This window comes from Streptomyces sp. NPDC085524 (genome assembly GCF_044541755.1).
Lineage (GTDB): Bacteria > Actinomycetota > Actinomycetes > Streptomycetales > Streptomycetaceae > Streptomyces.
Genome location: NZ_JBITTH010000009.1, coordinates 79,551 through 104,300, shown reverse-complemented (window position 1 = coordinate 104,300; position 24,750 = coordinate 79,551). Strand labels below are relative to the sequence as shown.

General features: G+C 71.8%; 23 protein-coding genes and 4 pseudogenes. 9 read left to right on the top strand and 18 right to left on the bottom strand.

The genetic code is table 11. From position 1 onward, the window contains the following. Nucleotides 1-146 precede the first annotated feature (146 nt). From ACIGFK_RS15875 to ACIGFK_RS15840, 8 genes are all read right to left on the bottom strand, one after another. Nucleotides 147-1,622 carry an AAA family ATPase gene (locus tag ACIGFK_RS15875; RefSeq protein WP_376654973.1) on the bottom strand — a complete coding sequence of 492 codons (1,476 nt, stop codon included), beginning with the start codon at nt 1,620-1,622 and terminating at the stop codon, nt 147-149. Between the two features lie 103 nt (nt 1,623-1,725). Beyond that, entirely contained in the window at nt 1,726-2,601 is an 876-nt protein-coding gene (locus ACIGFK_RS15870) for a universal stress protein (RefSeq protein WP_376654879.1), read from the bottom strand. Between the two features lie 260 nt (nt 2,602-2,861). Further along, nucleotides 2,862-4,226 carry a Ni/Fe hydrogenase subunit alpha gene (locus ACIGFK_RS15865; protein ID WP_376654880.1) on the bottom strand — a complete coding sequence of 455 codons (1,365 nt, stop codon included), beginning with the start codon at nt 4,224-4,226 and terminating at the stop codon, nt 2,862-2,864. Beyond that, nucleotides 4,223-5,029 carry an oxidoreductase gene (locus ACIGFK_RS15860; protein WP_376654881.1) on the bottom strand — a complete coding sequence of 269 codons (807 nt, stop codon included), beginning with the start codon at nt 5,027-5,029 and terminating at the stop codon, nt 4,223-4,225. The genes ACIGFK_RS15865 and ACIGFK_RS15860 overlap by 4 nt, the downstream gene beginning before the upstream one ends. Before the next feature lies 1 nt (nt 5,030). Beyond that, the gene (locus ACIGFK_RS15855; protein ID WP_386462796.1) at nt 5,031-5,837 is read right to left on the bottom strand and encodes an FAD/NAD(P)-binding protein; all 807 of its coding nucleotides are present in this window, start codon (nt 5,835-5,837) and stop codon (nt 5,031-5,033) included. Next, a complete protein-coding gene (locus ACIGFK_RS15850) occupies nt 5,834-6,319 on the bottom strand; it encodes a cyclic nucleotide-binding domain-containing protein (protein WP_400052172.1) in 486 nt (161 codons plus the stop codon). The genes ACIGFK_RS15855 and ACIGFK_RS15850 overlap by 4 nt, the downstream gene beginning before the upstream one ends. Beyond that, a complete protein-coding gene (locus ACIGFK_RS15845) occupies nt 6,316-7,485 on the bottom strand; it encodes a 4Fe-4S dicluster domain-containing protein (RefSeq protein WP_376654884.1) in 1,170 nt (389 codons plus the stop codon). Before ACIGFK_RS15845 ends, ACIGFK_RS15850 begins: the two co-directional genes overlap by 4 nt. Further along, nucleotides 7,482-8,063: a hydrogenase maturation protease gene (locus ACIGFK_RS15840; RefSeq protein ID WP_376654885.1), complete on the bottom strand. Its 582-nt coding sequence runs from the start codon at nt 8,061-8,063 to the stop codon at nt 7,482-7,484. The genes ACIGFK_RS15845 and ACIGFK_RS15840 overlap by 4 nt, the downstream gene beginning before the upstream one ends. 894 nt (nt 8,064-8,957) lie before the next feature. On the opposite strand from ACIGFK_RS15840, the gene ACIGFK_RS15835 reads away from it, so the two are divergent. Together ACIGFK_RS15835 and ACIGFK_RS15830 are read left to right on the top strand one after the other, a co-directional pair. Next, a complete protein-coding gene (locus ACIGFK_RS15835) occupies nt 8,958-9,824 on the top strand; it encodes a universal stress protein (RefSeq protein WP_376654886.1) in 867 nt (288 codons plus the stop codon). A 110-nt stretch (nt 9,825-9,934) separates the two neighbouring features. Then, nucleotides 9,935-10,141 carry a hypothetical protein gene (locus ACIGFK_RS15830; RefSeq protein ID WP_376654887.1) on the top strand — a complete coding sequence of 69 codons (207 nt, stop codon included), beginning with the start codon at nt 9,935-9,937 and terminating at the stop codon, nt 10,139-10,141. A 154-nt stretch (nt 10,142-10,295) separates the two neighbouring features. Here the strand turns inward: ACIGFK_RS15830 and ACIGFK_RS15825 are convergent, their stop codons facing one another. Beyond that, entirely contained in the window at nt 10,296-11,720 is a 1,425-nt protein-coding gene (locus tag ACIGFK_RS15825) for an RtcB family protein (protein WP_376654888.1), read from the bottom strand. Nucleotides 11,721-11,842: 122 nt separating this feature from the next. Here ACIGFK_RS15825 and ACIGFK_RS15820 point away from each other — a divergent pair. Beyond that, nucleotides 11,843-12,316, top strand: a pseudogene (locus ACIGFK_RS15820) (DNA polymerase/3'-5' exonuclease PolX); the annotation flags it as partial. Nucleotides 12,317-12,347: 31 nt separating this feature from the next. On the opposite strand, the gene ACIGFK_RS15815 reads toward ACIGFK_RS15820, so the two are convergent. The 5 genes from ACIGFK_RS15815 to ACIGFK_RS15795 form a co-directional block, all read right to left on the bottom strand. Continuing rightward, entirely contained in the window at nt 12,348-12,782 is a 435-nt protein-coding gene (locus ACIGFK_RS15815; protein WP_376654889.1) for an archease, read from the bottom strand. A gap of 36 nt (nt 12,783-12,818) precedes the next feature. Beyond that, nucleotides 12,819-13,325 carry an HPP family protein gene (locus ACIGFK_RS15810; RefSeq protein WP_376654890.1) on the bottom strand — a complete coding sequence of 169 codons (507 nt, stop codon included), beginning with the start codon at nt 13,323-13,325 and terminating at the stop codon, nt 12,819-12,821. 110 nt (nt 13,326-13,435) lie between these two features. Next, nucleotides 13,436-14,254, bottom strand: coding sequence for a CBS domain-containing protein (locus ACIGFK_RS15805; protein ID WP_376654891.1), 819 nt, complete (start codon nt 14,252-14,254; stop codon nt 13,436-13,438). 62 nt (nt 14,255-14,316) lie between these two features. After that, complete coding sequence (locus ACIGFK_RS15800) at nt 14,317-15,153, bottom strand: sigma 54 modulation/S30EA ribosomal C-terminal domain-containing protein (RefSeq protein ID WP_376654892.1); 837 nt, start codon at nt 15,151-15,153, stop codon at nt 14,317-14,319. Nucleotides 15,154-15,197: 44 nt separating this feature from the next. Further along, nucleotides 15,198-16,313, bottom strand: a complete 1,116-nt coding sequence (locus tag ACIGFK_RS15795) for a Vms1/Ankzf1 family peptidyl-tRNA hydrolase (RefSeq protein WP_376654893.1) — start codon at nt 16,311-16,313, stop codon at nt 15,198-15,200. A gap of 304 nt (nt 16,314-16,617) precedes the next feature. Here ACIGFK_RS15795 and ACIGFK_RS15790 point away from each other — a divergent pair, with 304 nt between their 5' ends. Then, nucleotides 16,618-16,962, top strand: coding sequence for a hypothetical protein (locus ACIGFK_RS15790; RefSeq protein ID WP_376654894.1), 345 nt, complete (start codon nt 16,618-16,620; stop codon nt 16,960-16,962). A gap of 15 nt (nt 16,963-16,977) precedes the next feature. Further along, nucleotides 16,978-17,622 (top strand): protein-L-isoaspartate(D-aspartate) O-methyltransferase, encoded by a 645-nt coding sequence (locus ACIGFK_RS15785; protein ID WP_400052167.1) that lies wholly within the window; start codon nt 16,978-16,980, stop codon nt 17,620-17,622. 149 nt (nt 17,623-17,771) lie between these two features. On the opposite strand, the gene ACIGFK_RS15780 is transcribed toward ACIGFK_RS15785, so the two are convergent. Beyond that, complete coding sequence (locus ACIGFK_RS15780) at nt 17,772-17,927, bottom strand: hypothetical protein (RefSeq protein WP_400052165.1); 156 nt, start codon at nt 17,925-17,927, stop codon at nt 17,772-17,774. A gap of 545 nt (nt 17,928-18,472) precedes the next feature. Here ACIGFK_RS15780 and ACIGFK_RS15775 point away from each other — a divergent pair. Continuing rightward, complete coding sequence (locus ACIGFK_RS15775; RefSeq protein WP_376654910.1) at nt 18,473-19,054, top strand: DUF2231 domain-containing protein; 582 nt, start codon at nt 18,473-18,475, stop codon at nt 19,052-19,054. Here the strand turns inward: ACIGFK_RS15775 and ACIGFK_RS15770 are convergent. Beyond that, a pseudogene (locus ACIGFK_RS15770) lies at nt 19,018-19,407 on the bottom strand (hypothetical protein); the annotation flags it as partial. The gene ACIGFK_RS15775 and the pseudogene ACIGFK_RS15770 sit on opposite strands and share 37 nt — an antisense overlap. 280 nt (nt 19,408-19,687) lie before the next feature. On the opposite strand from ACIGFK_RS15770, the pseudogene ACIGFK_RS15765 reads away from it, so the two are divergent. Then, nucleotides 19,688-20,085: pseudogene (locus ACIGFK_RS15765) on the top strand (DUF302 domain-containing protein). A 790-nt stretch (nt 20,086-20,875) separates the two neighbouring features. Here the strand turns inward: ACIGFK_RS15765 and ACIGFK_RS15760 are convergent. Both ACIGFK_RS15760 and ACIGFK_RS15755 read right to left on the bottom strand, forming a co-directional pair. Continuing rightward, nucleotides 20,876-22,050, bottom strand: a pseudogene (locus tag ACIGFK_RS15760) (nitrate/nitrite transporter). A gap of 139 nt (nt 22,051-22,189) precedes the next feature. After that, nucleotides 22,190-22,315: a hypothetical protein gene (locus ACIGFK_RS15755; RefSeq protein WP_400052163.1), complete on the bottom strand. Its 126-nt coding sequence runs from the start codon at nt 22,313-22,315 to the stop codon at nt 22,190-22,192. 175 nt (nt 22,316-22,490) lie between these two features. Between ACIGFK_RS15755 and ACIGFK_RS15750 the strand changes: the two genes are divergently transcribed. Both ACIGFK_RS15750 and ACIGFK_RS15745 read left to right on the top strand, forming a co-directional pair. Further along, a complete protein-coding gene (locus ACIGFK_RS15750; RefSeq protein WP_376654915.1) occupies nt 22,491-23,381 on the top strand; it encodes a universal stress protein in 891 nt (296 codons plus the stop codon). A 562-nt stretch (nt 23,382-23,943) separates the two neighbouring features. After that, a complete protein-coding gene (locus tag ACIGFK_RS15745) occupies nt 23,944-24,684 on the top strand; it encodes a chaplin (RefSeq protein WP_400052161.1) in 741 nt (246 codons plus the stop codon). The last annotated feature ends 66 nt before the right edge of the window (nt 24,685-24,750 follow it).

Here is a 24,750-nt window from a genome sequence, read left to right as displayed (position 1 = left end):
TCCGGACCTGGCAGTTCCGCTCATCGAGGACGCTGCCATGGGTCCTTCCATGCACAACCCCCGGCGCCCGCTCGCCAAGGTGCCGGCCACCGCCTCATAACAGATGTCAGGACCTCGCCAGGACATTCGTCGAGGTGGGCGCGGTCTCAGCCCGGTTCCATGTAGGGGCGGCGGAAGACCGGGGTCCTGCCGGATCCGTAGGGGCGTACGGCGGCCATCGCCTGGCTGACCGCGGCCTCCAACAGGCCGCCGGTGTCGATGGGGACGGCCTCCTCCCATGGCGGCTCGGCGGCTGCCATGACCGTGGCCACCTCGGGGGTGGCGTCGGACGCTCCGGGGGCGCGGGTCGTCAGGCGCGCTGCCGACACGTCTCCCGGAGCCTGGCAGTACAGGGCGACCAGGTCGGCACTGGCGCGTTCGGCCATGCGCAGGGCGGCTTCACGCTGTCCGGCATCGGACCAGGTGGCGTCGAGGACGACGGACTCGCCGCGGGACAGGAGGGCGGACGCCCGGTCGAGCAGCGCCGCGTACGTCCTCGCGGTCCACTCGGGTGTGTACAGCCCTTCTCCATAACCGGCGGCTGCGGATTCCTCCGCCGGCATGCCTGCCAGTTCCTTGCGAAGACGGTCGCTGCTGAGCAGCGTGACGCCCAGGCGATCGGCCAGTGCGCCGGAGAGGGTGGACTTTCCGCTGCCCGGGAGGCCACCGACGAGGGTCAGGCCGACAGCGGAGGTGCGCAGGTGGTGCAGCGTCGTGGTGACCAGTCGCCGCGCTGCCATTTCCGCGCCGCGGGCGCCTTGAGCTGCCTGGATCAGGGACACCTTGGCACGGACGAACGCGCGGTAGGCGACGTAGTGGTGCCACAGGGACGGCGGTGCGGGGTCGCCGGAATACTCGCCGTACTGGGCCAGGAAGAACGCCGCGGCCTCCGGGGCACCCGTCTGCTCCAGGTCCATGGCGAGAAAGGCCGCGTCGTCCAGACCGTCGACGGAGCGAAGGCGGTCGTCGAACTCCAGGCAGTCCAGGACGCGGGGTCCGTCGTCGAGACAGAAGATGTCCTGGGCGAGCAGGTCGCCGTGGCCGTCAACCACCCGCCCCTGCTCGATACGCGCGTCGAAGAGTTCCTCGCGGCCGGCGAGATAGCGCCGCACCAAGCGCTCGGTCTCCTCCACCCCGTCGAGCAGCTGCACGTCGTCGGTCAGTTCCCTGACCTGTGTGAAGCTCGCTTCCCAGCGGGCGGACAGCGCGTCCCGCCTGCCGTGCTCGTCGATGTCCGGGCCTCGGGGCGCGTCCGCGTGACGGGAGGCGAGGAGGCGCGCAACCGCCCGCAGAGCGTCGTCGACGTCGGCGCCTTGGCTCACGAGCAGGGACAGGCGTCGTTCCGTCGGCATGCGGCGCATCACCACGAGCGGTTCGGGCGTGTCCGCGTCCGGGCAGCGGAATTCCCCCAGCCCCAGGTAGACGTCAGGGGCGAAGCGGCGGTTGAGAGCGACTTCCTGTTCGCACGCGGTCCTCCGGGCGGCCGTGGTCGTGTAGTCGAGGAAGCCCAGGTCGACAGGCTTCTTGACCTTGTAGGCGCGGTCACCGACGAAGAACACCACGGCCGTGTGGGTCTCGCACACCTCTGCCCGCGGGAGCGGCGGAACACCGAGGCCGATGCCGGTCCGGAGCACGGACGCGTCGGCCCGGTGCGCCGAGGCCGTCGACTCCTCGGGGTGGCCCGGCTCAGTCATGGGGAATGACGGCGACGGGGCAGCGTGCGTGATGGATGGCGGCGGTGGCCACGGAACCCAATGGGGGAGCCAGGGCGGGGCGATGCCTGCGTCGGCCGACGACCAGAAGTCCCGCACCCTCGGCGGCACGGACCACGACCTTGGCAGGGCTTTCAAGACCGACACCGGGAGTTACCTCCACGCTGGGGAACTTCTCACGCCAGGGGCGGAGAACGTCACTCAGGAGCCCCTGCGCTTCCCGCCTGATCTTCTCGGTCACATCGTGGTCCATGCCCCAGGGAGCATGAGCGTGCAGGGGCATGCTTCGGCCGTGGACGGCGTGCAGGGGAACGTCCCGTGCCGCAGCGGCGGCGAAGGAGAATGCGAGCAGTTCGTCGCACGGACCGTGCAGTCTCAGTGCCAGCACTACGGCGCCCGGGACATCCGGAGCGGACGACGCCCCCTCTTCGCGCGTCCCTGCACGTACCAGGACCACCGGCCGCTCGGCCCGTGCCACGACGGGCATGCTGATGTCCCCCAGGAAGTAGCTCTCGACGAGTTCCATCCCCCGCGAACCGAGCACGGTCATCTCGGACTCCGCGGCCGCTTTCAGCAGTGCCTCCTGGGCATCCTCGGCGACCAGGTTGCCGACGATGACGAGGCCCGGGTGGCGCGCCTGGAGCTCGGCCTTCACGTTGTGCACGATCCGCTTCGCCCAGTAGTTCTGATCCATCTCGGCGGGAGCGTGGTCCGGTTCCGGCGCCAGGAGGGGCCACGCGTGCAACAGCCGCAGCGTGAGTCTGCGACGGGCGGCTTCATCGCCGGCCCAGCGCGCGGCGGCAAGGCTCTCGGGTGAGCCGTCGAGGCCTACGGTGACGACTGGCTCCATGCCGACTGCTCCGTCTGCTAGATGACTGGAATGGCGGTGAGGTGTCCGTCCGACCGGCCGGGAGCCGTGCCGTCTCCGCGCTCGCGCCGGTATCCGTGCAGCGACCGTAAGCGGTACCCCCGGAGCAACTGCGCCAACGCGCCGGGCGCACGGCCGCATGTCATCCGAGCAGCACTCGGAGCCCCCGCAACGCGGGGAGCGACGGCACCGTGCGGAGCGGTCGTCGATCCGCCCGGAACAACCGGTCTCGCCCGGCGTGATCAGTGGGTGCGCTCGATGTCCAGTTCCAGGAAGTGGGCCGAACAGGAGATGCACGGGTCGTGGTTGCGGACGGCCCGCTCGCACAGCCGGGTGAGTTCGGCCTCGGAGCCCTGCCCCTGGTCGAGCCCGGCCTGGACCAGTCGACGCAGGTCCTCCTCGATGGCGCCCTGGTTCTGGGCCGTCGGCGGAACGATGCAGGCGTCGGTGACAAGGCCCCTACCGTTCAGCGCGTATCGGTGGTAGAGCAGGCCGCGTGGCGCCTCCGTGGCACCGTGCCCGGTGCCGGCCCGGGCCGGCACCTCTGCGTACGAGCAGGCTGGACGCTCGTACTCCGCGATGATCCGGAGGGCCTCTTCCACCGCGTACAGGACTTCCACCGCGCGGACGAGGATGCTTCGGTACGGGTTGCGGCAGACCTCTCCCCGCCCGGTACCCGCGCGCGACGGGGGGTCGCCCAGCCCGGCCTCCCGTGCCGCTTGCAGGGCCAGCGGGGACAGCAGGTGGCCGCTGACCGCCCAGCGGGCGAGGGAGCCGGTGAGATGCCTTCGGCCGTCCAGCCGGGAGTGGAGGGCCGTGGAGTGGGGAACCTGCTCCTCGGCCACGTGTGCGGCGAAGTCCCGCAGGGGAAAGCTGTACGGGGGGAGCCCAGCGTCGTACGGAAGCACGGTGGGAACGCCGGACTCGATGGCGTAGGTGCCGGTCTCGGCGAGGGCGAGCAGGTCTGCGTCGCACTCGGCGTCCGGGAATTCGAAACCGGCGACCCAGCGCACCGTGTCCCAGGCGTCGTCGAGGGCGGTGCGCAGCCGTTCTTCCAAGGGGCGGAGCTCGGCGCGCGTCGGCGCGCGGTGGAAGCCGCCGAGCCGGACATTGACGGGGTGGATCGCCCGGCCCCCGAGCAGTTCGACCACGGCATTGCCGGCCTGTTTCAGGCGCAGTCCACGCTTGACGTGCTCCAGATGGGAGCGGGACAGGCCGATCACGTCGTCTTCGCCGAGGAAGTCCGGTGCGTGCAGCATGTGGATGTGCAGCGTCTGGCTCTCGATCCATTCGCCGCAGTACAGCAGGCGGCGCAGGGCGGCCGGTTGCCCGTCGACGACAACGCCGCACGCGTCCTCGAGGGCACGGCAGGCACTCAGCTGGTAGGCGACGGGACAGATCCCGCAGATGCGCGAGGTGAGGTCGGGTGGCTCTGTGTGGGCCCTGCCCCGGAGGAAGGCTTCGAAGAACCGTGGTGGTTCGTAGATCTTGAGCCGCGCCTCGATGACGGTGCCGTGGTGGATACGCAGGTGCAGCGCGGTCTCGCCCTCGACACGGGCGAGGGAGGGGATGCGCAGCTCCTGGGTCCGGGGCGTGGGGTCGGTCATCCGAGGCCTTCCGCGTCGGTCGTACCGGGCTGCTCTTGCTCCTCCACGGCGGTGAAGGCGGTCACGTTGAAGGTGTGCAGGTACCTGCCGATGTCCTCCTCGCTCATCCCGTCCCGCTGCATGAGGGGGACCAGCGCGGGAAGGTTCGTGGTGCCGGCCGGGCCGAAGCAGCCGTAGCAGCCGCGCCCGTAGGTCGGGCACAGGGCTCCGCAGCCCGCGTGGGTGACGGGGCCGAGGCAGGGGGTGCCGTGGGCGACGGTGACACAGACGTTGCCGCGCCGCTTGCAGGAGAAGCAGACGCTGTGGTTGGGGATGGCGGGTTTGCGTCCGGTGAGGAATGCGGTGATGACCTCGAGGAGCTGACCGCGGTCGATGGGACAGCCGCGCAGTTCGAAGTCGACGGGTACGTGGGCGGAGATCGGTGTGGAGGTCGCGAGGGTCTCGATGTATTCGGGGCGGGCGTAAACGGTGGCCAGGTACCCATCGACATCGGCGTGGTTCCGCAGTGCCTGCACGCCGCCGGCCGTGGCGCAGGCGCCGATGGTGACGAGGTGGCGGGCATCGGCGCGGATGCGCCGGATGCGCTCCACGTGCTCGGGTGTGCTGACCGAGCCTTCGACGAGGACGAGGTCGTACGGGCCGGGCGCGGAACCGCTGGACGCTTCCGGGAAGTGGGCGATCTCCAGCTCGGCGGCGATGCCGAGCAGTTCGTCCTCGCAGTCGAGGAGGGTGAGCTGGCAGCCGTCGCAGGAGGCGAACTTGAACACGCCGAGGCGGGGGCGGGCCGGGGTGGGGGGGCTCATCTCATAGTTCCCGGACGGTGAGCAGGGGCTCGGCCTGGTGGTAGCCGACGACCGGGCCGTCGCGGCAGAGAAGGAGAGGCCCGAGCTGGCAGTGGCCACAGTGGCCGGTGGCGCAGCGCATGTTGCGTTCGAGGGAGACCTGGATGCGGTCGGGACGTACCCCTTGGTGGATCAGTGCCCGTGCGGTCGCGCGCATCATCACCTCGGGACCGCAGACGAAGGCGACCGTGTCCGGCGGTGTGAACCGGGCTTCGCGGAGCAGCGTGGTGACGACTCCGACCCGGCCGGTCCAGCCGCCGGACGGCCGGTCGACCGTGACGGCGCCGAACGGCTTGTCCCAGGCGGGGAACTCATCTGTGTAGAGCAGATCGGCGGGGGTCCGGGCACCCGCGAGGACGTTCAGTCTCCCGAAGGCGCGGGGCTCGGCCAGAACGGTGTCGAGGAGGGGACGCAGCGGCGCGAGCCCGATGCCGCCGGCGATGACGAGCAGGTCGTTGCCGTGAGCGGCTGCCGTGTCCCAGCCGGTACCGAAGGGGCCGCGCACGCCGACCCACCCGCCGGTCCGCAGGCCGCACAAGGCGCGGGAGACGGCCCCGACGGCGCGAATCGTGTGCGTCAGCCGGTGCCTGTCTGCGAGCCGGGACACGGACACCGGGATCTCGCCGACACCGAACGCGTGCAGCATCGCGAACTGGCCCGTTGCGAAGGGGCTCAGGGCCTCCCCGGAAGGCTCCAGTACGAGCGTGACCGTGTCGTGCGTCTCGTCATGGCGGTCCACTACGCGATAGGGCAGCGGTGCGGGCGTCATGGTGCTGCTCCGCTCCCCGGCGCTCCCGGCGGCCCGTAGAGGTCGAGCAACCGGGTGCGCGTGGCTCGGAGCCGGTCGCCGATGCTCTCGGCGACGGCGGTGACCAGCGACAGGCCCAGCGCGGTGTCCTCGACGCACAGGTCGTGGACGGCAGCGGCATCGAACTCCCAAGCCCGTACGGACTCCCGGGTCTCGGCGGCCAGGTGCCACTGCCGGGGTGGGCACAGCCATGACCAGCCGAGCAGGCTGCCCGCACCGATGGTCTCGATGACCACGCGCCCCCGACCGGGCATGTGGATGTCGAGCGCGACCGTTCCCGAGCGGATGATCCAGAAGCGGTCGGCTTCCTCCCCTTCCTCGAAGATCCGCGTGCCGCCCGGAAGGGCGACGTCCCGGGCGAGGGCCATCAGCCTCCCACGGTGCTCCGCCGCCAGAGCGGCGAGCACGCCCTCGCCGACAGGCCCACCGGGGTCCGGGCTCACGGCGTGTTCTCCCGCTGCGCGGCCTCCTGGTGCAGGGCGTGGGCTTCCTCAGTGAGGTCGATGCCCGTGGGGCACCACACGATGCACCGGCCGCATCCGACACAACCGGAACTGTCGAACTGGTCGTGCCAGGTCCCCAGCTTGTGGGTGAGCCACTGGCGGTACCGGCTGCGCGGGGTGGACCGGACAGGACCGCCGTGGAGGAGCGAGAAGTCCAGGTCGTAGCAGGAGTCCCAGAGGCGCCAGCGCTCGGCGTGATCGCCGGTCAGGTCGGTGACGTCCTCCGTGGTGGTGCAGAAGCAGGTGGGGCAGACCATGGTGCAGTTGCCACAGCTGAGGCACCGGGAGGTGACGTCGTCCCAGCGCTCCGCTTCCAGGCTGTCCCGCATCAGCGTGCGCAGGTCCACCGTCGGCATGGAGCGGCCCATGCGTTCGGCGGCGGCGGCCACGGCCTGGGTCGCAGCCGCTCGGGTGGAGCCATCGGGGCTCCGCCCGGGCAGTTCCGCGAGGACCGCGGCTCCCTCCTCGCTCCCGCTCCGGCACAGGAAGCGGTGGCCGGCGTCGTCCACGACCTCGGTGAGAGCGAGGTCGTACCCGGCGTCGGCGGCCGGCCCGCTGCCCATCGAGACGCAGAAGCAGGTGGCACCCGGCTCGGTGCACTCGGCCGCGATCACGAAGGCACCCGTCCGCCGGGCGAGGTAGGTGGGATCCCGGTACCTGCCGCCGCTCATCACCCGGTCCAGGATCTGAATGGCACGCAGATCGCAGGGCCGCACGCCGAGGAACGCGTACGAAATGCCTCCCTGCTCCTCCTCCCGTACAACGGGAGCACCGTCCGGGCCGCGGTCCGCGGACCACTGACGGACTCGCCCCGGATGGAGGAACGGCTTCCATGACTGGGGCCCCGCGCTGTGCGCGAAGGCCGCCCCGTCCTCGCGGCGGCGGAGCCTGTACCGCCCCGCCTCCAGTTCGACCCCCCACCCGTAGGGGAGTGCATCTGCGGAGTCCAGCTCGTCGAGGACGATCGCGCCGTCGCGCACGGTCGGGCCGATGACCGTCCGGCCGCGCCGCTTCAGAACGCGCACGAGCACGTCCAGACCCTCGCGGTCGAGGACCGCCTCGGCCTGGTGGTCGAGGACGGCTCCGGCATCCGCAGCGTCGGTCATGGTGCACCTCTCGGTCTCCACGTGCCTGGCTCCGGCAGCATGCCAGACCTGCGCGCTCCAGGGTTCGAACCCGGCCCGGCGAGTCCGCCCGCCGTGCTGCGGATGTCCGCCTCGATACGCAAGGCCAGAAGCGGCAGGGCGGCCGCCACCGCCGGCGTGAGCCCGGTGCCCAGCGAGCGGTCCGCCCCCTCGACCGCGTACACGATGAGACGGCCGGGGCCGCGCCCGACGCGGTCGGCGAGGTACAGGGCTTCGGCCAGCCCGAGCCCGTGAGTGCTCTGCCTGCCTGCGGCAGCCGGCTGCGGCGTCGCGCCGGGAGCCACACACCACCGGTGTACGCGCCCGGGCTCCGCCGCAGGTGGGAAACATGCGTCGACGATGAAGGTGAGGACCTTGCCTTCCCACAGGCTGATCAGCCGGCCGGGGTCTCCGTCGCACTGTACGAGCTCGGTGCCGGACGGGAGAGGCCGCTGCGCTTCGCGCAGCCGCAGCAACGCGATGGCGGCCCACCCCACCCCGTCATCGTGGCGGAACTCGTTGCCGATCCCGATGACCGTCGTGTCGGCGAGCGGCTTCACGGGTGCCCCGCTTCCTCTTCGGGCGTCTCCAGGGCCAGCCTGCCCTGCTCGCAGGACGAGGTCCTGTGCCGCGAGGCAAACGGCGTACCGGCCCCAAGGCCCGGAGGCAGATCAGGAGGCCGACAGCCGTAGAAGGGGACCGCTCGGCACTGGTCCCCGTGCAGCCTGCACCGGATCGTGGGAAGCGTCCGGTCAGGTTGTCTCCTGGCACTCCGCCCGTGACCTCCCCGACGCGCAGAACCGGGAGCGCGAGGTGGGAGAACAAGAGCAGACCTCCGCCGGCAGCGAGGCACGCTGACTCGCGCCGACCCACACCTGGCGGCCCGACGGATGTGCGGTGCGACGGTTCCGACGCAGCCGCTTCGGTCGGACCGCAACCGACGGACGCGAGCACCGAATACGCGCCACCGGCGTTCGTTGTCGCGCACGAGCGTCGCCGACTCCGCGAGGAGGTCCGCCGCCCGGTCGAGGGGCTCGGACGCCGAGAAGAGGTAGGCGGGGGCGTTCCGCTCGGACTCGAGGTCGGCCAGCAACCCCGCCGACTGCCAGTCGTTGGCGACGATGCGATGGCGCTCCCCGAGCAGATCGGCAAGCGCCGGATAGGCAGTCAAGAAGCCGGCGGCCTCCCGCGCCTGCTCCATCGCCCGCGCCAGCCGCTGAAGCCCGACGGGCTCGTCCTCCCCCTCCATGCAGAGGATCCCCGACTCCGCGACGAGCCCGGTGCGTTCAGATCCTCCGCACTGGCGAACGGATTCCCTGCCGGCGCACCTGGCGGCCCGCATGCGCGCCAGGACGATCTGAGGTACTCCTCGGAGAGGACGCGGCGCGCCTCGGCCGGCAGGTGCCGGCGTCCGCAGGTCCATCACGGCGTCATACGAGACGGAGGCAGTCGCCATGGAGCCAGTCGTCACGGTCGGCCTCGACGGCTCACCCCAGAGCATGGCGGCCGCCCGCTGGGCCGCCGACGAGGCCGGGCGTCGCAACGTCGCGCTCCGCCTGGTGCACGCCTGGCCCATGCTGGCGCCCGAACCAGCCCGTGTCCCCGCAGACATCGACCAGAACTACTGGGCGAGGCGCCTCGTGCACCACACGCAGGCGGAACTCCAGGCACGCCACCCGGGCCTCGTGATCGTCGGCAGCCTGGTCGCCGACGACGCGCAGAACGCCCTGGTCAAGGCGGCATCGGAGTCCGAGCTGACGGTGCTCGGCTCACTTGGCCTGGCTCCCGCCGAGAGCTACTTCCTGGGCTCCGTGAGCACAGCCGTCGTGGCACGGGCCGAGCGACCCGTGGTCCTGGTCCGTGCCACGGCCCGGGAGAAGGCACCGTCACCCGCTCGGGGCGGCGTCGTCGTCGCACTGAAACTGCACGGCCCGTGCGACGACCTGCTCGCCTTCGCCTTCGACGCCGCCGCAGCGCGCGGCATCCCCCTCCGTCCCATCCACGGCCGGAGCCTGCCGATCCATGCGCGCACCCCGTGGGGCGTGGACCACGACGTGACGAAGGAGATCACGGACGACGCGCAGAGCCGGCTGGGGCAGGTTCTCCGCCCCTGGCGCGAACGCTTCCCCGGGGTGGAGGTCGCCGACGGCGTCCGACTCCAAAGCCCCGCCGAGGCCGTCGTGCGCGCCGCCGAAGGGGCCGAGCTGCTCGTCGTCGGCCGGCGCAAGCACCGTCCCCCCCTCGCCCCGCGCCTCGGCCCGGTGACCCAGGCCGCCCTGCACCACGCCCGCTGCCCCGTCGCCGTCGTCCCCCATGACTGAGAAGACCGGCCCCGGGGCGCCGAGCAGGCAGAATCGCCCGCCCGTGAACGCCGCGCCGCCGGAGGGTCCGGCGGCTGCTCTCCTCTCCCCCTTCAGGAAGGCGACCCGTCATGACCGAGAACATCGCCCCGAACGAGCACGAACGGCTGCGCACCCTCGAAGCCCAGGTGCAGATCCTCGCCCAGGCCGTCAGAGCACTGGCCGAAGGGTTGGAAGACATCCCCTCACTGGACACCGAGAGGGAGAAGCAGGCGGCTCGCGGTGCCCGGCTGGCGCACGAGCTGCTTCTGTCCCAAGGGCTGGGAGCCGGCGGTTGAAGGACGCCGCCGGACGAGCGATCCGACGTCGTCTGCCGTGGCAAGGACGTCGTCGAGGCACGCCGCCCGCGACGCGGTCGGCCACGGGACCGGCTCCGGGTCGTCACCGGTGTCCGACCACACGGGGCCCGCCCGTGGGCGGGTCCCGGCTCGTTCATCCCTTGACGACTCCGAGCGGTACCAGGCGGGCGACCAGCCGGGCGAGTCCCGCGGCCTCCGTGACGGCGGCCACGGCGTCGACGTCCTTGTAGGCGTCCGGGGCTTCTTCGGCGAGCGCCCGCCAGGAAGCCGGGCGGACCGCGATGCCGTGGGATTCCAGCTCCTCGTGCAGCTGCTCGCCTCGGACCCGGCGCAGCGCCTGGTGACGGCTCCAGACGCGTCCGGCACCGTGTGCAGAAGACCAGAAGGCACTGTTGCCGACGGTGCCTGCCATCACGTACGAAGCGGTCCCCATGGTGCCTGGCACCAGGACCGGCTGTCCGGCCTCCGCGAGATCGCCCGGAAGGTCCGGGTGACCGGGGGGCAGGGCCCGCGTGGCGCCTTTGCGGTGGACACACAGCCGTCGGCGTACGCCGTCCACGTCATGGGTCTCGATCTTCGCCATGTTGTGGGAGACGTCGTAGACCAGGTCCAGACTAGCCCCGGCGGCGACGGCGAAGGCGTGCCGTGCCGCCTCGGTGAGCAACTGCCGATTCGCGCGTCCGTAGTTGGCGGCGGCTGCCATCGCCCCCAGGTAGTCTCGGCCCGGCACGGAGACGGCCGGCGCGCAGGCCAGCTGCCGGTCCGGCAGTTGGATGCCGTAGGTGCGCAGAGACCGGTCCATGACCTTGACATGGTCGCTGCACACCTGGTGGCCCAGACCGCGCGAACCACAGTGGATCATGACGCACACCTGGCCCGGATGCAGGCCGAAGGCAGCCGCGGTCCCGGCGTCGTAGACACGGTCCACCGCCTGCACCTCCAGGAAGTGGTTGGCCGACCCCAGGCTGCCCACCTGTCGGAGCCCGCGGTCCACGGCCCGTTGGCCGACCTGTGACGGATCCGCCCCTGCCAGCGTCCCGCCGTCCTCACAGCGCTCCAGATCACGGGGCACGCCCCGGCCGTGCTCCACGGCATAGGCGGCGCCGGCGGCCATGAGTTCCTCCAGCTGGGGGCGTCCGGACAGCTTCCACAGCCCGCCGGGCCCCAGGCCGCGCGGGACGGTGTCGCCGAGGACGTCCATCAAACGCCGCATCCGGGGGGCCAGCGGGTCCCGGTCGATGCCGGCGGCCAGCAGCCGGACCCCGCAGGAGATGTCGAACCCGACCCCGCCCGGCGAGATCACCCCGCCGGCGTCGATGTCCGTGGCCGCCACGCCCCCGATCGGGAAGCCGTAACCCCAGTGCACGTCCGGCATGGCGTACGAGGCATGGACGATACCGGGCAGGGTCGCCACGTTCGCGACCTGTTCGAGCGCCTTGTCCCCGACGGCCTGCGGCAGGAGCTCCCGTGTCGCGAACACGACGCCGGGAACGCGCATAGGATCCTGCCGCTCGATGCGGAACCGGAACGGTGACTCCTGCACCAAGCTGATGTCCATGCCCGTCATCCCTCTCCGGGCCCCATGCCTTCCAGTAGACCCTCGGCGCCACGGCCTCGCGCGCCGGAGAGCACGCCGAGCACCCGGTTCCCGGACCGACGGACGTGGTCCGGCCTAACGCGGACGAGGAGGTGGACTGGCCCGACGCGTCCCTCCAGGGCTTCGACCTCTGCGTGGCCCCGGTGCACTCCCACTTCGGCCTGGGCAGCACGGCGATGACCCGGCGGATCGTACGCGCCTGCGAGAACCCCCACGTCAACGTCAGCGGCCACCCCACCGCCCGCCTGATCGGCAAACGGCCCGGGCTCGACCCCGACCTCGACGAGGTGTTCGCCTGCTGCGCACGCACCGGCACCGCCCCGGAGATCGACGCCCAGCCCGACCGCCCCGACCTGGGCGACGAGGACACCCTCCGCGCCAGACGCCACGGGGTGAAGTTCGCCGTCGACACCGACGCCTACTCGCTCCCCCAGCTCGCGTACGTCCGCCACGGCGTCGGCACGGCGCAACGCGGATGGCTCACCTCCGACGACGTGATCAACACCTGGCCACTGCGACGGCTGCGCCGGTTCCTCCGCAAGGACCGGGCCCGCTGAGGCAGGGCGGCGACACCTTCGCTTGCGGGAGTCACACATCGAGCGTCACCGAACACGTCCAGCCCTCCGGCCCGCAGACCATGACCAGATCATGCAGCGTGACGGCCTTCGGCGCGGCGCCCGTCACCGGGAGCGAACCGGCCTCGGCCATGTGCAGAACGCCACGCACGCCGCCGTCGACCGGGGTCAGCTCGACCTCGACCGGGACCTCGCCCTCGGTGTCGAGCCAGTACACGACCTCCTCCAGCAGGCCGACCAGCAGATCCTCGTCCCGCTGCGCCCGCACCACGACGTCCCGCTCGTGGTCTCCGACCGCCCCCGCCAGGTCCAGGAAGGACGCGCAGGCGCCCCGCACCACCTGCGCCAGGCACTCCTCGCGCGTGGAGGCCCACGCCTCCACCCGCAGATCAGCCGTATGCGGAACACCTCGATAGCCGCTGCCTCCGGCAGCGCCGTCCGCTCCCATCACACACCTGCCTCGCTCGCGCGCCGCGTCCGGCTGTCAGGGAAAGGCCGTGCCCCGGTCACCGCGCCGTGGCGGCAGCCCGGGCAGCACCGTGGGGACCTGCGGCGGCCGGTGCTCGGGCTTCTCCCGAACCAGACGGCCGGCGAGGGCCGCGACGATGTCGACCGCGGTCAGCAGCCCGGCAAGCCTCCCGTCCTCGGCCAGCACCGGAAGGGCGTCGGCTTCGGTGCACGCCATGAGGTCGACCGCGTGGCGGACGCTCTGCTCCGCGTGGACGAGCGCCGTCCCGTGACCTCGAAGGAGGTCGTCCACCCGCAGGGCGGACAACGCAACAGCAGGCGCTGCGCAGGCGACCGCCACATCAGCCCGGTCCAGCAAGCCGGCGCAGCGACCGTCCGGACGCACGACCGGAAGGTGGCGGGACCCCGACCGCTGCAACAGTTCCCATGCCACCAGCGCGGTTTCGCCGACATCGACGCTGACCGGGGCGGGGCGCATCACGGCTGCGACCGTACGCGCCAGGACTTCCTGCTGCTCTTCCACGACGGCCTCCTCGGTCTCACAGGCCGGGCCGCACGGACCGACGCGATCGGACGGCTCCCCCGGCCCGGCGGGCCGAGCGGCAGGACGCGGTGCTCCGTCGGCGGGCGCGCTCAGCGGTCGCGTACGGTCAGCTCGTCGATGACATCGGTGACCGGTTCGAGTCCTTTCACCTCGGCGAGCAGCCGCGCTGCTTCGTCACCCGCCACCTCACCACACAGGCGGACCACCCCGTCCTCCACGGTGACCCGCACCGTGTCGGCCGCCCCGGGAAACGCCTGCCGGATGCGCCCCCGCACACCCTCCAGGATGGCCGCGTCGTCCCTGAGCAGGGCATCCAGCAGCGTGTGCCGGCTCACGGTGCCCACGAGCCGCCCGTCCGGCTCCGCCACAGGAACGCGCTTGAGACGGGCCAGAGCAACCAGCCAGGCGGCCTCGGAGACTGCGGTGTCCGGCTGGACGGTAATGGCGGGACTGGTCATCAGGGTCTCGGCCTTCTCCCCACCAGGCTCGGCCGTCGGCCGGGCCTCCCGCACCCTGCTCGCGGCGCCGGTCCGATGTGTCCGCGCGGCGACCACTGCGAGGAGATCGGCCTCGGACACCACGCCCACGACCCGGCCGTCGGTGTCGACGACGGGGAGTGACCCCGTGCCGTGCTCCGAGAGCGCCCGGGCGATGCCGGGGAGACCGGTGTCGGGGGCGACCGATGGCGGGGAGGTGGCCATCAGGTCGCACACCAGGAAGGGCGCGGGCGGGGCGGGCCGGGGTGTCTGGGCGGCGGGCCGCTGCGTCATTTCGGCGGACACGGTCGCGAGCGCGCCGAGATAGCGCATGAGGGCGTCCTGCCGCTGCGGTTCGTCGGGCCGCCAGGCGTGCCGGGGCAGGGCCCTGCGGGCTTCGGCACCCGCTGCGGACTTCTCGTGCTGGTTCATGGCGGTGCCTCCAGATGGGGTCGTGCCGTCCCGGCCCGGGACGGCCGTGCGGCCCGTCCGGCTCAGGTCGCTGCGGACGACGGCGCGGGAGCGGTGGGGGCGATGGGGGTGATGAGGCCGTAGTGACCGTCGTAGCGGTGGTAGAGCACGTTCCCGCGGCCGGTGCCGGCGTCGGCGAAGAACACGAACGGCCAGCCGGTGACGCCCAGGCGCTCCTTCGCCGCCGCCACGGTCATGCGAGGGGCGGCCGCCTGGCTGACGGTCAGCGGCACCGCCACCGGACCGATCAGCTCCGGGCGCGGATGCACCTGCGCCAGCCGGTATCCCTCCGGGTCGGAGCGGTACAGGACGCTGTCCTCACCCGATCCGGCGTCGGTGAACAGCTGGAAGCCGTAGTCCAGCGTCTCCAGGTCGTCGGCCGCCTCGTCGGGCGATTCGAAGGCGAGTGCGAACGCCTTGTGCCGGACGACCTCCCGTTCCTCGACCGGGCGCGGGAAGTAGCCCGGCCGGTGGGTGGGCTCGTCGCCGTGCCGCCACGCGTGGGCGGCACCCGGCGGATGTGCCCGGCTGCGCCGGGCCTCCCAGTGCTCCGCCATACGGGCAAGTACGGCTTCGAGCCGGTCGCGCAGGAGATCAGCCGCCTCCGTGGCACTGACGCCCGCCACGTGTGCGCGGGCGGGCCTGCCGTTGACGTCCAGATTGGCCTGGGCCATCACGGGGCGCTCCATCGCCGGGTTCGCGAACCGGGTCAGCCTCAGCCGGGCGAAGAGCACGGGCCCCGGTGCCTGGCCGAAGACGGCCCGCACCTTGTCCCGAGCGTAGGCGGTGTCCTCCGCGGACACACCACCCCGGGTCTCCACCTGTACGTCCACGAGGGGTTGTGACGGCGTTCGTTTCATGATGGCCTCCGCTGCGAGAAGGAGTCGGCGATGCCGAGCGGCTGTCATACGCTCCGGCACAGTGCCCCGATGCCGTGGCCCGGAGCGCCGACGGAACCGGGACGCAGGACGCGTACGTCCGCCCCGGACAGCACGGCCGACCGGACCGCCACATCGGCCAGCGGGCCGCGGATCACGGGGCCGGCGGCGCGGGAGGGCGTGGGGCGACGGTCCGACACGTCGGAAGCGGCCGGGCCGAACCACGCCGTTCGCCGGTCGTCCGGCTCGTCGACGAGCACGAGGGTCTCGACGCGGCCCTCGGAGAGCGCGCCCAGCGTGGAGTGCACGCCCTCGACGGCCCGCCCTCGCGGAGCACGCTCCTCGGCGAACCGTCGCAGCAGCTCCCTCGTCTGTTCCTCCGCCGCGCGGTGGGTCTCGGCCTCGATCTGCTCCTGCCGGATCCGAGTGGATCCGTCCGGTGTGCGTCCGCCGCTCACATTGCGTACGGAGACCTGACGCCGGACGAGGTCGGGAAGGTGCTTGGTGAGGAGCTGGAGCGCCCGCACGTCTCCGGCGAGCAGCACCAGACGGGCTGAGACCCGCGACACGGCACGAGTCAGGGCCTCTGCCGCTCGTACGGCGTTGTGCTCCCAGGAGTCCTCCGCCCTGCGCTGGAAGCGGCCCTGGGACATTCCGCCGGGCGCGTTGCGCTCTATTTCGTCGTCGGGGCCGGTCACGGTGTGCCGTACCGGCTCGGTGTCCCCTCCGGGGTACGCCTCCAGGTCGGCACCGGTGCGGTCGACCACGGCGAGGACGCGGGCCGGGTGCTCCTGGCGCCACTCCAGGAGCGGCGCCAGATGCGGCAGGGGTGCGTGGATGCCGATGTCGGCGTCCCGGCCACCGGAAAGGATCGTGGAGTAGCGGAGCTCGCCGCCGGCCGCGAAGGCCGCCAGCGTCCCGGTTCCGGGGAGCGCCTCGTCGACGCTCCGTGTCAGTACGGCGATGGTGTCCTCGTCGGCACCGAGGTCCGCCAGGCTGCGGGCAAGCGCGCGCCAGCGCAGCCTGGCGTCGTCCTCCCGCTGCGGACGCGGCTCGAGCCGCAGATACACCGATGCCGTCGGCCCGCGGGTCTCGCACAGTCTCCTCAGTGTGTCGTCGCTGACCGACGTCGTGGTTCCCATGACGCACTCCCGTGGTCGGCGGGCCCGGTGACGCCGGTCCCCCGACGCCGACGGGCCCTTCCGCTGTGATCGTTACTCGTTTCATCCGGGCCGCCGTGCCACTCGCCGGGTGCCGATTCCCTGCGAATGCGCCTCGGGTCAGGGGGTGCCCCGGCTCGGGTTCGGCCCTCTCGACCAGTCTTCTCCTGCGGGGCGGGCCGCCGCTGGGCCCGAACGGTCCAAGGCCGGGACGAACGGACCCTTCGGGGCCTGCCCGGTCGCAGGGTGAGTGGCGCAGGCCGGGCCGCGAGCGGACCCTGGGAGCATGGAAGGCGTTCTCGCGTACACCGCCGCGGGCCTGGTCGGGCTGTGGGGGGTTTCGCATGCGATCCCGACCCGGGCCGTCGTCGCCGGATTCGGGGACCTGGTCCAGGAATGGCTGGCCGAGGCGGTGACCATGTGGTCCTTCGCCGCGTTGGTCGTCGTCGCCGCGGTCTGCGGCGGAACGTCCACCGCCGACCGGACCTACCGGGTCGTCGCGGGAGCGTTGCTCGTCCTCGCGGTGCTGACGGCTCTTCCCGGCGCCCGCACGAGCGTCGTCTGGTTCAAGATCTGCCCCGTACCGTTGACCGGCTCGGCCGTGCTCCTGCTGATCGCCGGCCTCGCCTAGACGCTGGTCCGGGTCATGGGGCACGAGTCCTCTCCCGAGGATCTGGTCCGAGCGGCACGGGCCGCAGGGGTCACGGACGAACGGCTGCTCCAAGCCTTCCGGGTCACACCACGGGCGGAGTTCGTCCCCGCCGAGCACGTGGCGTCCGCCTACAGGGACACTCCCGTACCGCTGCCGCACGGCCAGGTGACCACCCAGCCCTCGCTGGTCGCCATGATGGTCTCCGCACTCGGCCTCACCGGAGACGAACGCATCCTGGAGATCGGCACCGGCTACGGCTGGCAGACCGCGCTGCTGACCCGCCTCGCCGCGTATGTGGTCAGCGTCGAACGCCGACCGGATCTGGTCGAGGAGGCCCGTCGCCGACTCGCCCTGCACGGTGTGGAGAACGCCGCGATCGTCCTCGGCGACGGGACCCTCGGGGTGCCGGCCCGTGCTCCGTATGACGCCGTCATCGTCTGCGCGGCCTACCCCGAGGTGCCGGAGCCGCTGGTCGCACAGCTGCGGACCGGCGGCCGGCTCGTCCAGCCCATCGGCCCGGGCGGACGGGAACGCGTCGAGCTCTACGAGCGGCGGGCCCACGGCCTGGTGCACCGCGCGACGGTCACCCCGGCCCACTTCGTCCGCCTGTACGGTGCCCATGGCTACGATCAGCGCTGACGCGTGCCGACCAGGGTGCCGACAGCCAGTCCCATTCCGGTCGTGGGCGGCAACAGCGCCTCCTGGAAGACCCGTTGGCGCTGATGCCCTTCGAGCTTCCAAGAGGCCCTGTTCTCATGCCCGGTGCGGCCACGGCCACGGTCGGTGTCTCACTTCTTCGGGGTGAAGACGAGCAACCGGTCCAGGAGGAGTGAGGAGAGAGCCGGGCGGGTGCGGGTCTCGGGTTGCATGTAGGCGCGGGCCAAACCGCCATCCGTCACATCCTCGATGACCACCGCGGACAGACCTGAAAACACCGTAGCCACCAGTTGACGTCCATCGCCCGACCGTGATCATGGATGGCCGCTCGGCGTCACCACCGTCTCCGGGTTCAGAGCCGAACGATTTACAGTCCCGCGCGTAGGAGCCGCGCGTGACTGCTGTCGAAACACTCAGGCGGCAGGCCAGGGTGAGCCCGACGGGCCTGTAGGCGACCCTGGAGACTTTCGTCGGTGCGGGTGTGTACGCCCCGGAAGCGGGAGTGCCAGTGAGAGGGAGGGCTGCCGCCCCCGCCGGCAGGGCCAGGGCGAAGACGGCACGGCACGCCGCCACAGCCTTTCCTCGTGGACCCGCTCCGCACTCTCCTTCGAAGCGCGCGAGACCAATGGATCCTCGAGTCGTCAACGACCCGCCTCTGCTGCTCGATCGTCATGCTCATGACGAAGAGCGCTGGGCAGGCTGGTGCCGGACTGCGGACCAGCCGGATCAGGACGGTGACGGAGACCGCGACTCCCCCATGTGGGGGGCCTGTCGTTCGGGTGCAGTCGAGGCGAGGGCGGGACAGCTGCGGGACAGCGGGTAGGCGTCGTGTATGAACCAACACACCCCCGACACCCCGCCCGCGGCCGGGCCGGCCGCGGCCCTCGACACCGCCTCGGCATGCTGGCTGAAGACCTTGGACCGCCTCGAACGGACAACGGTGACCGACCCTGCCATCAGGGTGCTGCAGCGGGGAATCCGCTCACTCCCCCTGGGTGGCATGCGCGATCTGCTGCGCGGCAGACATCTGGGCCACCCCGTGCACCCCGTACTCGTCCAGGTGCCCATCGGCTGCTGGCTGTCGGCCTCGGTACTCGACTACGTGCCCGGCACGCACCACGCGTCGACCACTCTGACCGCCGTCGGACTGGCCGGCGTCGTCCCGGCAGCGGTGACCGGCTGGGTGGATTGGGCGGACCTGCCGCCCGAGCAGGCACGGGTCGGGCTGGTCCACGCGGCCTCCAACGTCGCTGCGGTGGCCTGCTACACCGCCTCATTGGGCGCGCGGCTCCGCGGCCGCTCGGCGAGGGGTCGGGTGTGGGCCCTGGGTGGGATGGCTGCCGTAGCCGTCAGCGGTGCGCTGGGCGGACACGTGGCCTACCGACAGGCCGTCGGAGCGCACGCCACACCCTGAGCCGAGGCGGGCCGTCCTTCACGAGGGGGCGTTGCGGTGTCCGGATGGTGGGGAGTTCGGCGGATCGTTTTGAGGCGGGCCTCCAGGAAGGTGGGTCCGCCCACCGCCGACCTCGTCGACGACGTCCCGTTCCACCGCGAACGAAGGGCTGGTAATGGGTGGAGTTGCAGGCCTCGACGATCTGGAACGTCCAGTGGCCCGGGATGACGGCCCACGATTTCACGCTCCGCCCGATCGGCCTGTTCCTCGTGCCCCGCCTCCCGCAGGCGCCTGACCGCGTCGCCGAGCTCGAAGGCTGCGGTGCCGGTCGGCTGGTGGAACCCGTAGAGGTGTCCGCGCGCCCGCTCCGTGGTTGCTGGACGCGGTGCCCTACGTGAACCGGACTGGGATTCCCTGGACGACCTCCACCGGCAGGCCGCCACCCGAACGGCAGAGTGAAACCGACGCCCGGCGCGTCATCACGAGGTCGGCCCGAAGGACCGAACGGTCTCTCAGCGCCTGTCGTCCGCCTCCGGACGGGCGCGTCGGGACATCATGCTGTTCGCGGCCCGCCCTTGGGCCGACCTGCAGCACCGCGGCGACCGGGTCGGCCGTGTGCCGACGCTGTCGCCATCCGAGAAGTGAGGTCCAGACATGCACTACGACCGCACCATCAAGGTCGCCGGAACCTTCGACGGGACGGTGGAGACCGTCCGGCGCGCCCTCGCCGACCAGGGCTTCGGCATCCTGACCGAGATCGACGTCCAGGCCACGCTCAAGGCGAAACTCGGCCACGACATGGAGCCGTACCTGATCCTCGGAGCGTGCAACCCCCCACTCGCCCGTCAGGCACTGGACGCCGACCGCTCGATCGGACTGCTGCTGCCCTGCAACGTCGTGGTCCGCTCCGACGGCGACAGGTGATCGTGCAGGCGATCGACCCCGCCACCATGGTCACTCTCACCGGCCTCGAGGCCATGGCCCCCGTCGCGGACGAGGCGGCGCGCCGCCTCGACGCCGCACTCGCCGCCGTCGCAGAAGGCAGTACGTGAGCCGTGGGGATGCCGCGCAGAGCTGACCGCCGTCGGCACCCGAGGCCCGCCGCACGGAACGCCACGACGGACTGCCCCCTGGGAGCCGCGTCGAACCTGCTCCCGGCGGGATGCGGCGCAACGGTGGAGGCACGGACCGGCCGTCGGCCCTGTACGGGAACCGTTACGGAACTGTGCCGGCCGCCACCATGAGGGAGATGCACCGTGTCGTACGGCGCACAGGTCGCGCTGGCCATCTCGGTGAGCAAGGAGTGCGGCGGCTGCATCGCCCATCACGCCCAGGCCGCCGTGGCACGGTGCCGCCCAGCAGGAGACAGCCGAGGCGATGGGTGTCGCCATCTTGATGAACGGCGGGCCGGGCACGGTCTACGGACCGCGCACCTTCGCCGCCTTCCGCGAGTTCCAGGAACAGAAGACCACCGCCGCTCGAGCACCCTGCCTGCGGTACGGCCAGGCGCGATCCCGGCAGCACCATGCAAGGCCGACGGGCCGTGATCACACATCAGCCGCGCCTGAGAGCCCTGGAGTTGATTGACCATCTGCCTGCCCCCCCGAGTCGGAAGTCGAGGCCCGGACCAGATACCTGCCGCGCGGATCGCCGTCCGACCAGGGGACGGCGGCGACCTCATGGCAAGGCGTCGCGCGGGGAGCGGCGACAGACCACGCGAGGGCTCGACGTGCGGTGCGCGCACTCCCCTCTTCGCAACAAGGAGCACTTGGTGACACGCATGCCGCAGAAGGCCGGCAGCCGCCGGCCGCAGGGGCCGGCGCGGCGAAGATGTCGGCTTGGTCATGTTCGCTTCTTGTCAGTGGTCGCCTCCGCGCGGGCGCGCCGGCGGACGACGGTGGCCGTCAGGGCGCCGGCCGTCGCGGTGGTGGCCGCGAGGAGCACGAACCCCAGGTGTAGTCGCCGACGGCGCCCGCGATCAGCCCCATCACGAGGGGCGGGAAGAACCCTCCGAGCCCGCCCGCGGCGCCGACCACGCCGGTCACGGAGCCGACGCGCTCGGGTCGCACCAGTCGGGCGACGAGGGCGAAGACCGCCCCCGACCCGGCGCCCAGTCCGGCCGCCAGCCCGAGGAAGGCGATCGTCCCGACCGGCACCAGGCCGAATTCGGCGGCGGCGACGAGTGCGAACGCGCAGACGCACGTGTAAGAGCCGATGAGCACCGGCACGGGCTGCCACCGGTCCGAGAGCCAGCCGCCGACGGGGCGCATCGCCACGGCGAGGACCACGAATCCCGCCGTCCGAACGGCAGCGTCTGCGCGCCCGAGATCGTACGCGGTGGTCAGGTAGGTGGGGAGGTAGACGCTGAACGCGACGAACCCGCCGAACGAGACGGCGTACAGGAAGGCCAGCTGCCAGGTATCGGTCGTCCGCAGCGCCAGCGCGGTCCGTGAAAGCAGCGAGCCGGACGCCACCGGCCGGTCGGGCCTGTCGCGCAGCAGGAGGCGCGCCACCACGGCATAGACCGCCAGACAGCCGGCGACCACGTCGAAGGGCATGCTCCGCCCCGCCGCATCGGCGAGCTGCACCGTCGTGAAGGCGGACAAGGCCGTCCCGCCCGTGCCGATTCCGAAGAGCCCGAGGGCCGCACCGCGGCGCTCGGCCGGATACCAGGCGTTCACGAACGGCACCCCGACGGCGAACGCCGTCCCGCCCAGCCCCAGCAAGAACCCGCCGGCCAGCACCTCTGGCAGCGAGTCGGCGGCGTGGCCCAGGTAGAGCACGGGCAGGATGGTCAGGGCCGCGACCGCGGGGAACATCATGCGGGCACCCCACCGGTCGGTGAGCGACCCGACCGGAATGCGGCCGAGCGAACCGACGATCACCGGCACCGCAACGACCAAGGCCTGCTGGAAGGCGCTGAGGCCCAGGTCCTCCCGGAGCATGGGCCCCAGTGGTGACAGCAGCGCCCATGCCCAGAAACAGAGCCCGAACCCGGTGGTGGCCAGGACCAGCATGGCTCCCGGCCGTGGACCCGCTGTCCGTGGACCCGCTGCCGGTGCTCCGCGCGCTTCCTTCCCCGGATGCCGGTTCATGGATCCTCCCGAAACACGTCGACAGCGCACAGACGAAGCCGGACAGTGGGCGGTCGGCTGCTTACGGCTCCAGCTCGATGCCGATCTCCGGCGGCCGGTGGAGCGTGTCGTGAACCGTGCAGTACGAGGCAACTGCGAGAAGCCCGGCCAGGCGCCCCACCGGCAGTTCCGGGGGCCGTGCCGTCATGGCCCGGCATCCGCCTTCGGCTCACTGCCGCCACTGTGGATCGTCGGCCGGCCCGGGGCATGGGCCCTTCGGGCCCCGATCGGACCCGGTCGGCCCCTCACCCCCCGACAGGCGGAACGCGACGCTTGAAGACGCGTCTTTCGTGGACGCGACCGGCGCATCGAGGAGGCATACGATGACTGCTCAGGTCACCGTCGGCGTCGACGGCTCTCAGGAGAGCCTTGCGGCGGCCGTCTGGGCCGCTCGGGAGGCCGTACGACGTGAGGTGCCGTTGCGGCTGATCCACGTGGAGGAATGGCCCGTCGCACCGGCGATCCCGTACGAGTTCGCCGCCCACCATGCCGAACGGTCCGCCGGCCTGCTCCGCGACGTCGCAGCGCAGGCACGGAAGGACCATCCAGTGCTGGAGGTGACCACCGAACACGAGCGGGGACGTGCCGCCGACCTGCTGAGCGCGGCAGCGAACGATTCGGACCTGATGGTGCTCGGCTCCCGTGGCCTCGGCGGGGTGGTCGGCTTCCTGATCGGCTCGGTGTCGCTGGCCGTCGTCGGGACGTCCCGGCGACCGGTGGTCCTCGTACGGGCCGAAGACTCGGATGCCCACGACGTGGGGACCGCCGAGGGGACCACCGAGGCCTCCTTCGGCGAGGTCCTCGTCGGCGTCGACCTCGGCCACCCGAACGAGCCGGTGCTCGCCTTCGCGTTCGGCGAAGCAGCACGCCGGGGCGGGATGCTCCGGGTCCTGAACTGCTGGACTCTGCCGGGCTTCTACGCCTACGCGGCCGTGGCCGACCAGGGCATCGGCGAGCTGATGGGACAGCGGGTCGCCCATGAGCTGGCACAGGCGGTACGGCCCTGGCGCGCCATGTATCCAGACGTTCACGTCACCGAGCAGGCCCTCGTCGGCACCGCCGGACACCACCTCGTGGAGGCCTCGAAGGGAGCGGAGCTCCTGGTCGTCGGACGCCGGAAGCGCAAGGCACCGCTCGGCCCGCATATCGGCCACGTCGCGCACGCGGTGATCCACCACTGCGCCGCACCGGTCGCCGTGGTCCCCGTCGGCTGACGCCGCAGTGCCCCGGCCGACCGGTCCTCTCCGGGAGGTCCACCGACTTGGGGCGGCGCCATGGGCGAGCGATCGGATGGGAGACCGGACGCCACCAAGGACCGGCGCGGTGTCCTCGACGCACGCGGTGGCCCCAGTTTCGGGTGACGAGCACGTTGTCCTGGACCGGCAGCACGGTCAGCCACGTGCCGTGGAGCCGCCCCGGGGTGAGGCAGGTCTTCAGGACGGCCGGATGCTCGGCTGCCTGGGGGATCACGTGCGGGCCAGAGGCCAGGACGGCGCTTCGCAGGGGGAGCAGGCCGGCCTCGGAACCGGGCTGGTGAACGGGAGCTTCGCACCGCCCGGGCAGCAGGCGTCGCCCCGCACGCAAACAACCGGACAGGCGGCGGCACCGGAGATCCGCCGCTCTGACACGGGGACTCGCAGCGCCCTACTCGTCAGCTGTCACCCAGCGTGGCCCGAACTGGCGAAAGGCTGACGTGCCGTAACCCAGTAACTCAGGCCTGCGTTTCACGAGGTGCGGGCAGGCGCCCGCAACCATGTCTGAAAGAGCAGGAGACCGATGAGACGGGCCAACCGAAACAGTCTGATCGCTGTCGCAGCCGCCTCCGGTGTGATGGCCATGGCCGGGTCGGTGCACGCCGACTCCACAACGGACGGTTCGACTGCCGACTCCCCCGGGCTGATCTCCGGCGACGGCATCCAGTTGCCGGTGTACCTCCCCGTGAGCGCGTGCGGGAACACCGTGAACGTGGTCGGGCTGCTCAACCCCGCCATCGGTAACCGATGCGCCAACGCTGGCGACCATGCCCACGGGAACGACCGGCCCCCGGCTCCGCGGCAGGCGACGGCCGACGGCAGTGCGACGGACTCGCCGGGCGTTGTCACCGGCAACGGCATCCGGCTTCCGGTCCATTTGCCCGTGAACGCCAGCGGGAACACCGTGAGTGTGGTGGGTGTGGGTAGTCCCGCCTTCGGAAATCAGACCGCGAACAACCCTGGCGACCATCCCGAGGAGCTTGGCCGACCCGCACCGGCCGAGCAGCCCACCCAGCAGCCGCCCACGCAGACCACTCCGTCGGTGCGCTCGAAGCCTCCCGTCCGCTCCCGGCCACACGTGCCTCCCACGCTCCGCTCCCTGCCGAGGCCGGTCTCCACCAACGTCCCGCGGCACGGCGACGACGCCCTCGCCCACACCGGCACGGAGGGCACATCGGGGGCCGCCGCCGCGAGCCTGGCCGCGCTGCTGAGCGGAGGGATGTTGTCACGGCGCTTCCGTTCGAGTAGGCCCAGCCGAGGCTGACGGGAAGCCCCCCATCACCGCCCGCTCGCCCGCTGTCCGCAGAGCAGCCGGACCCAGCGGTCGACG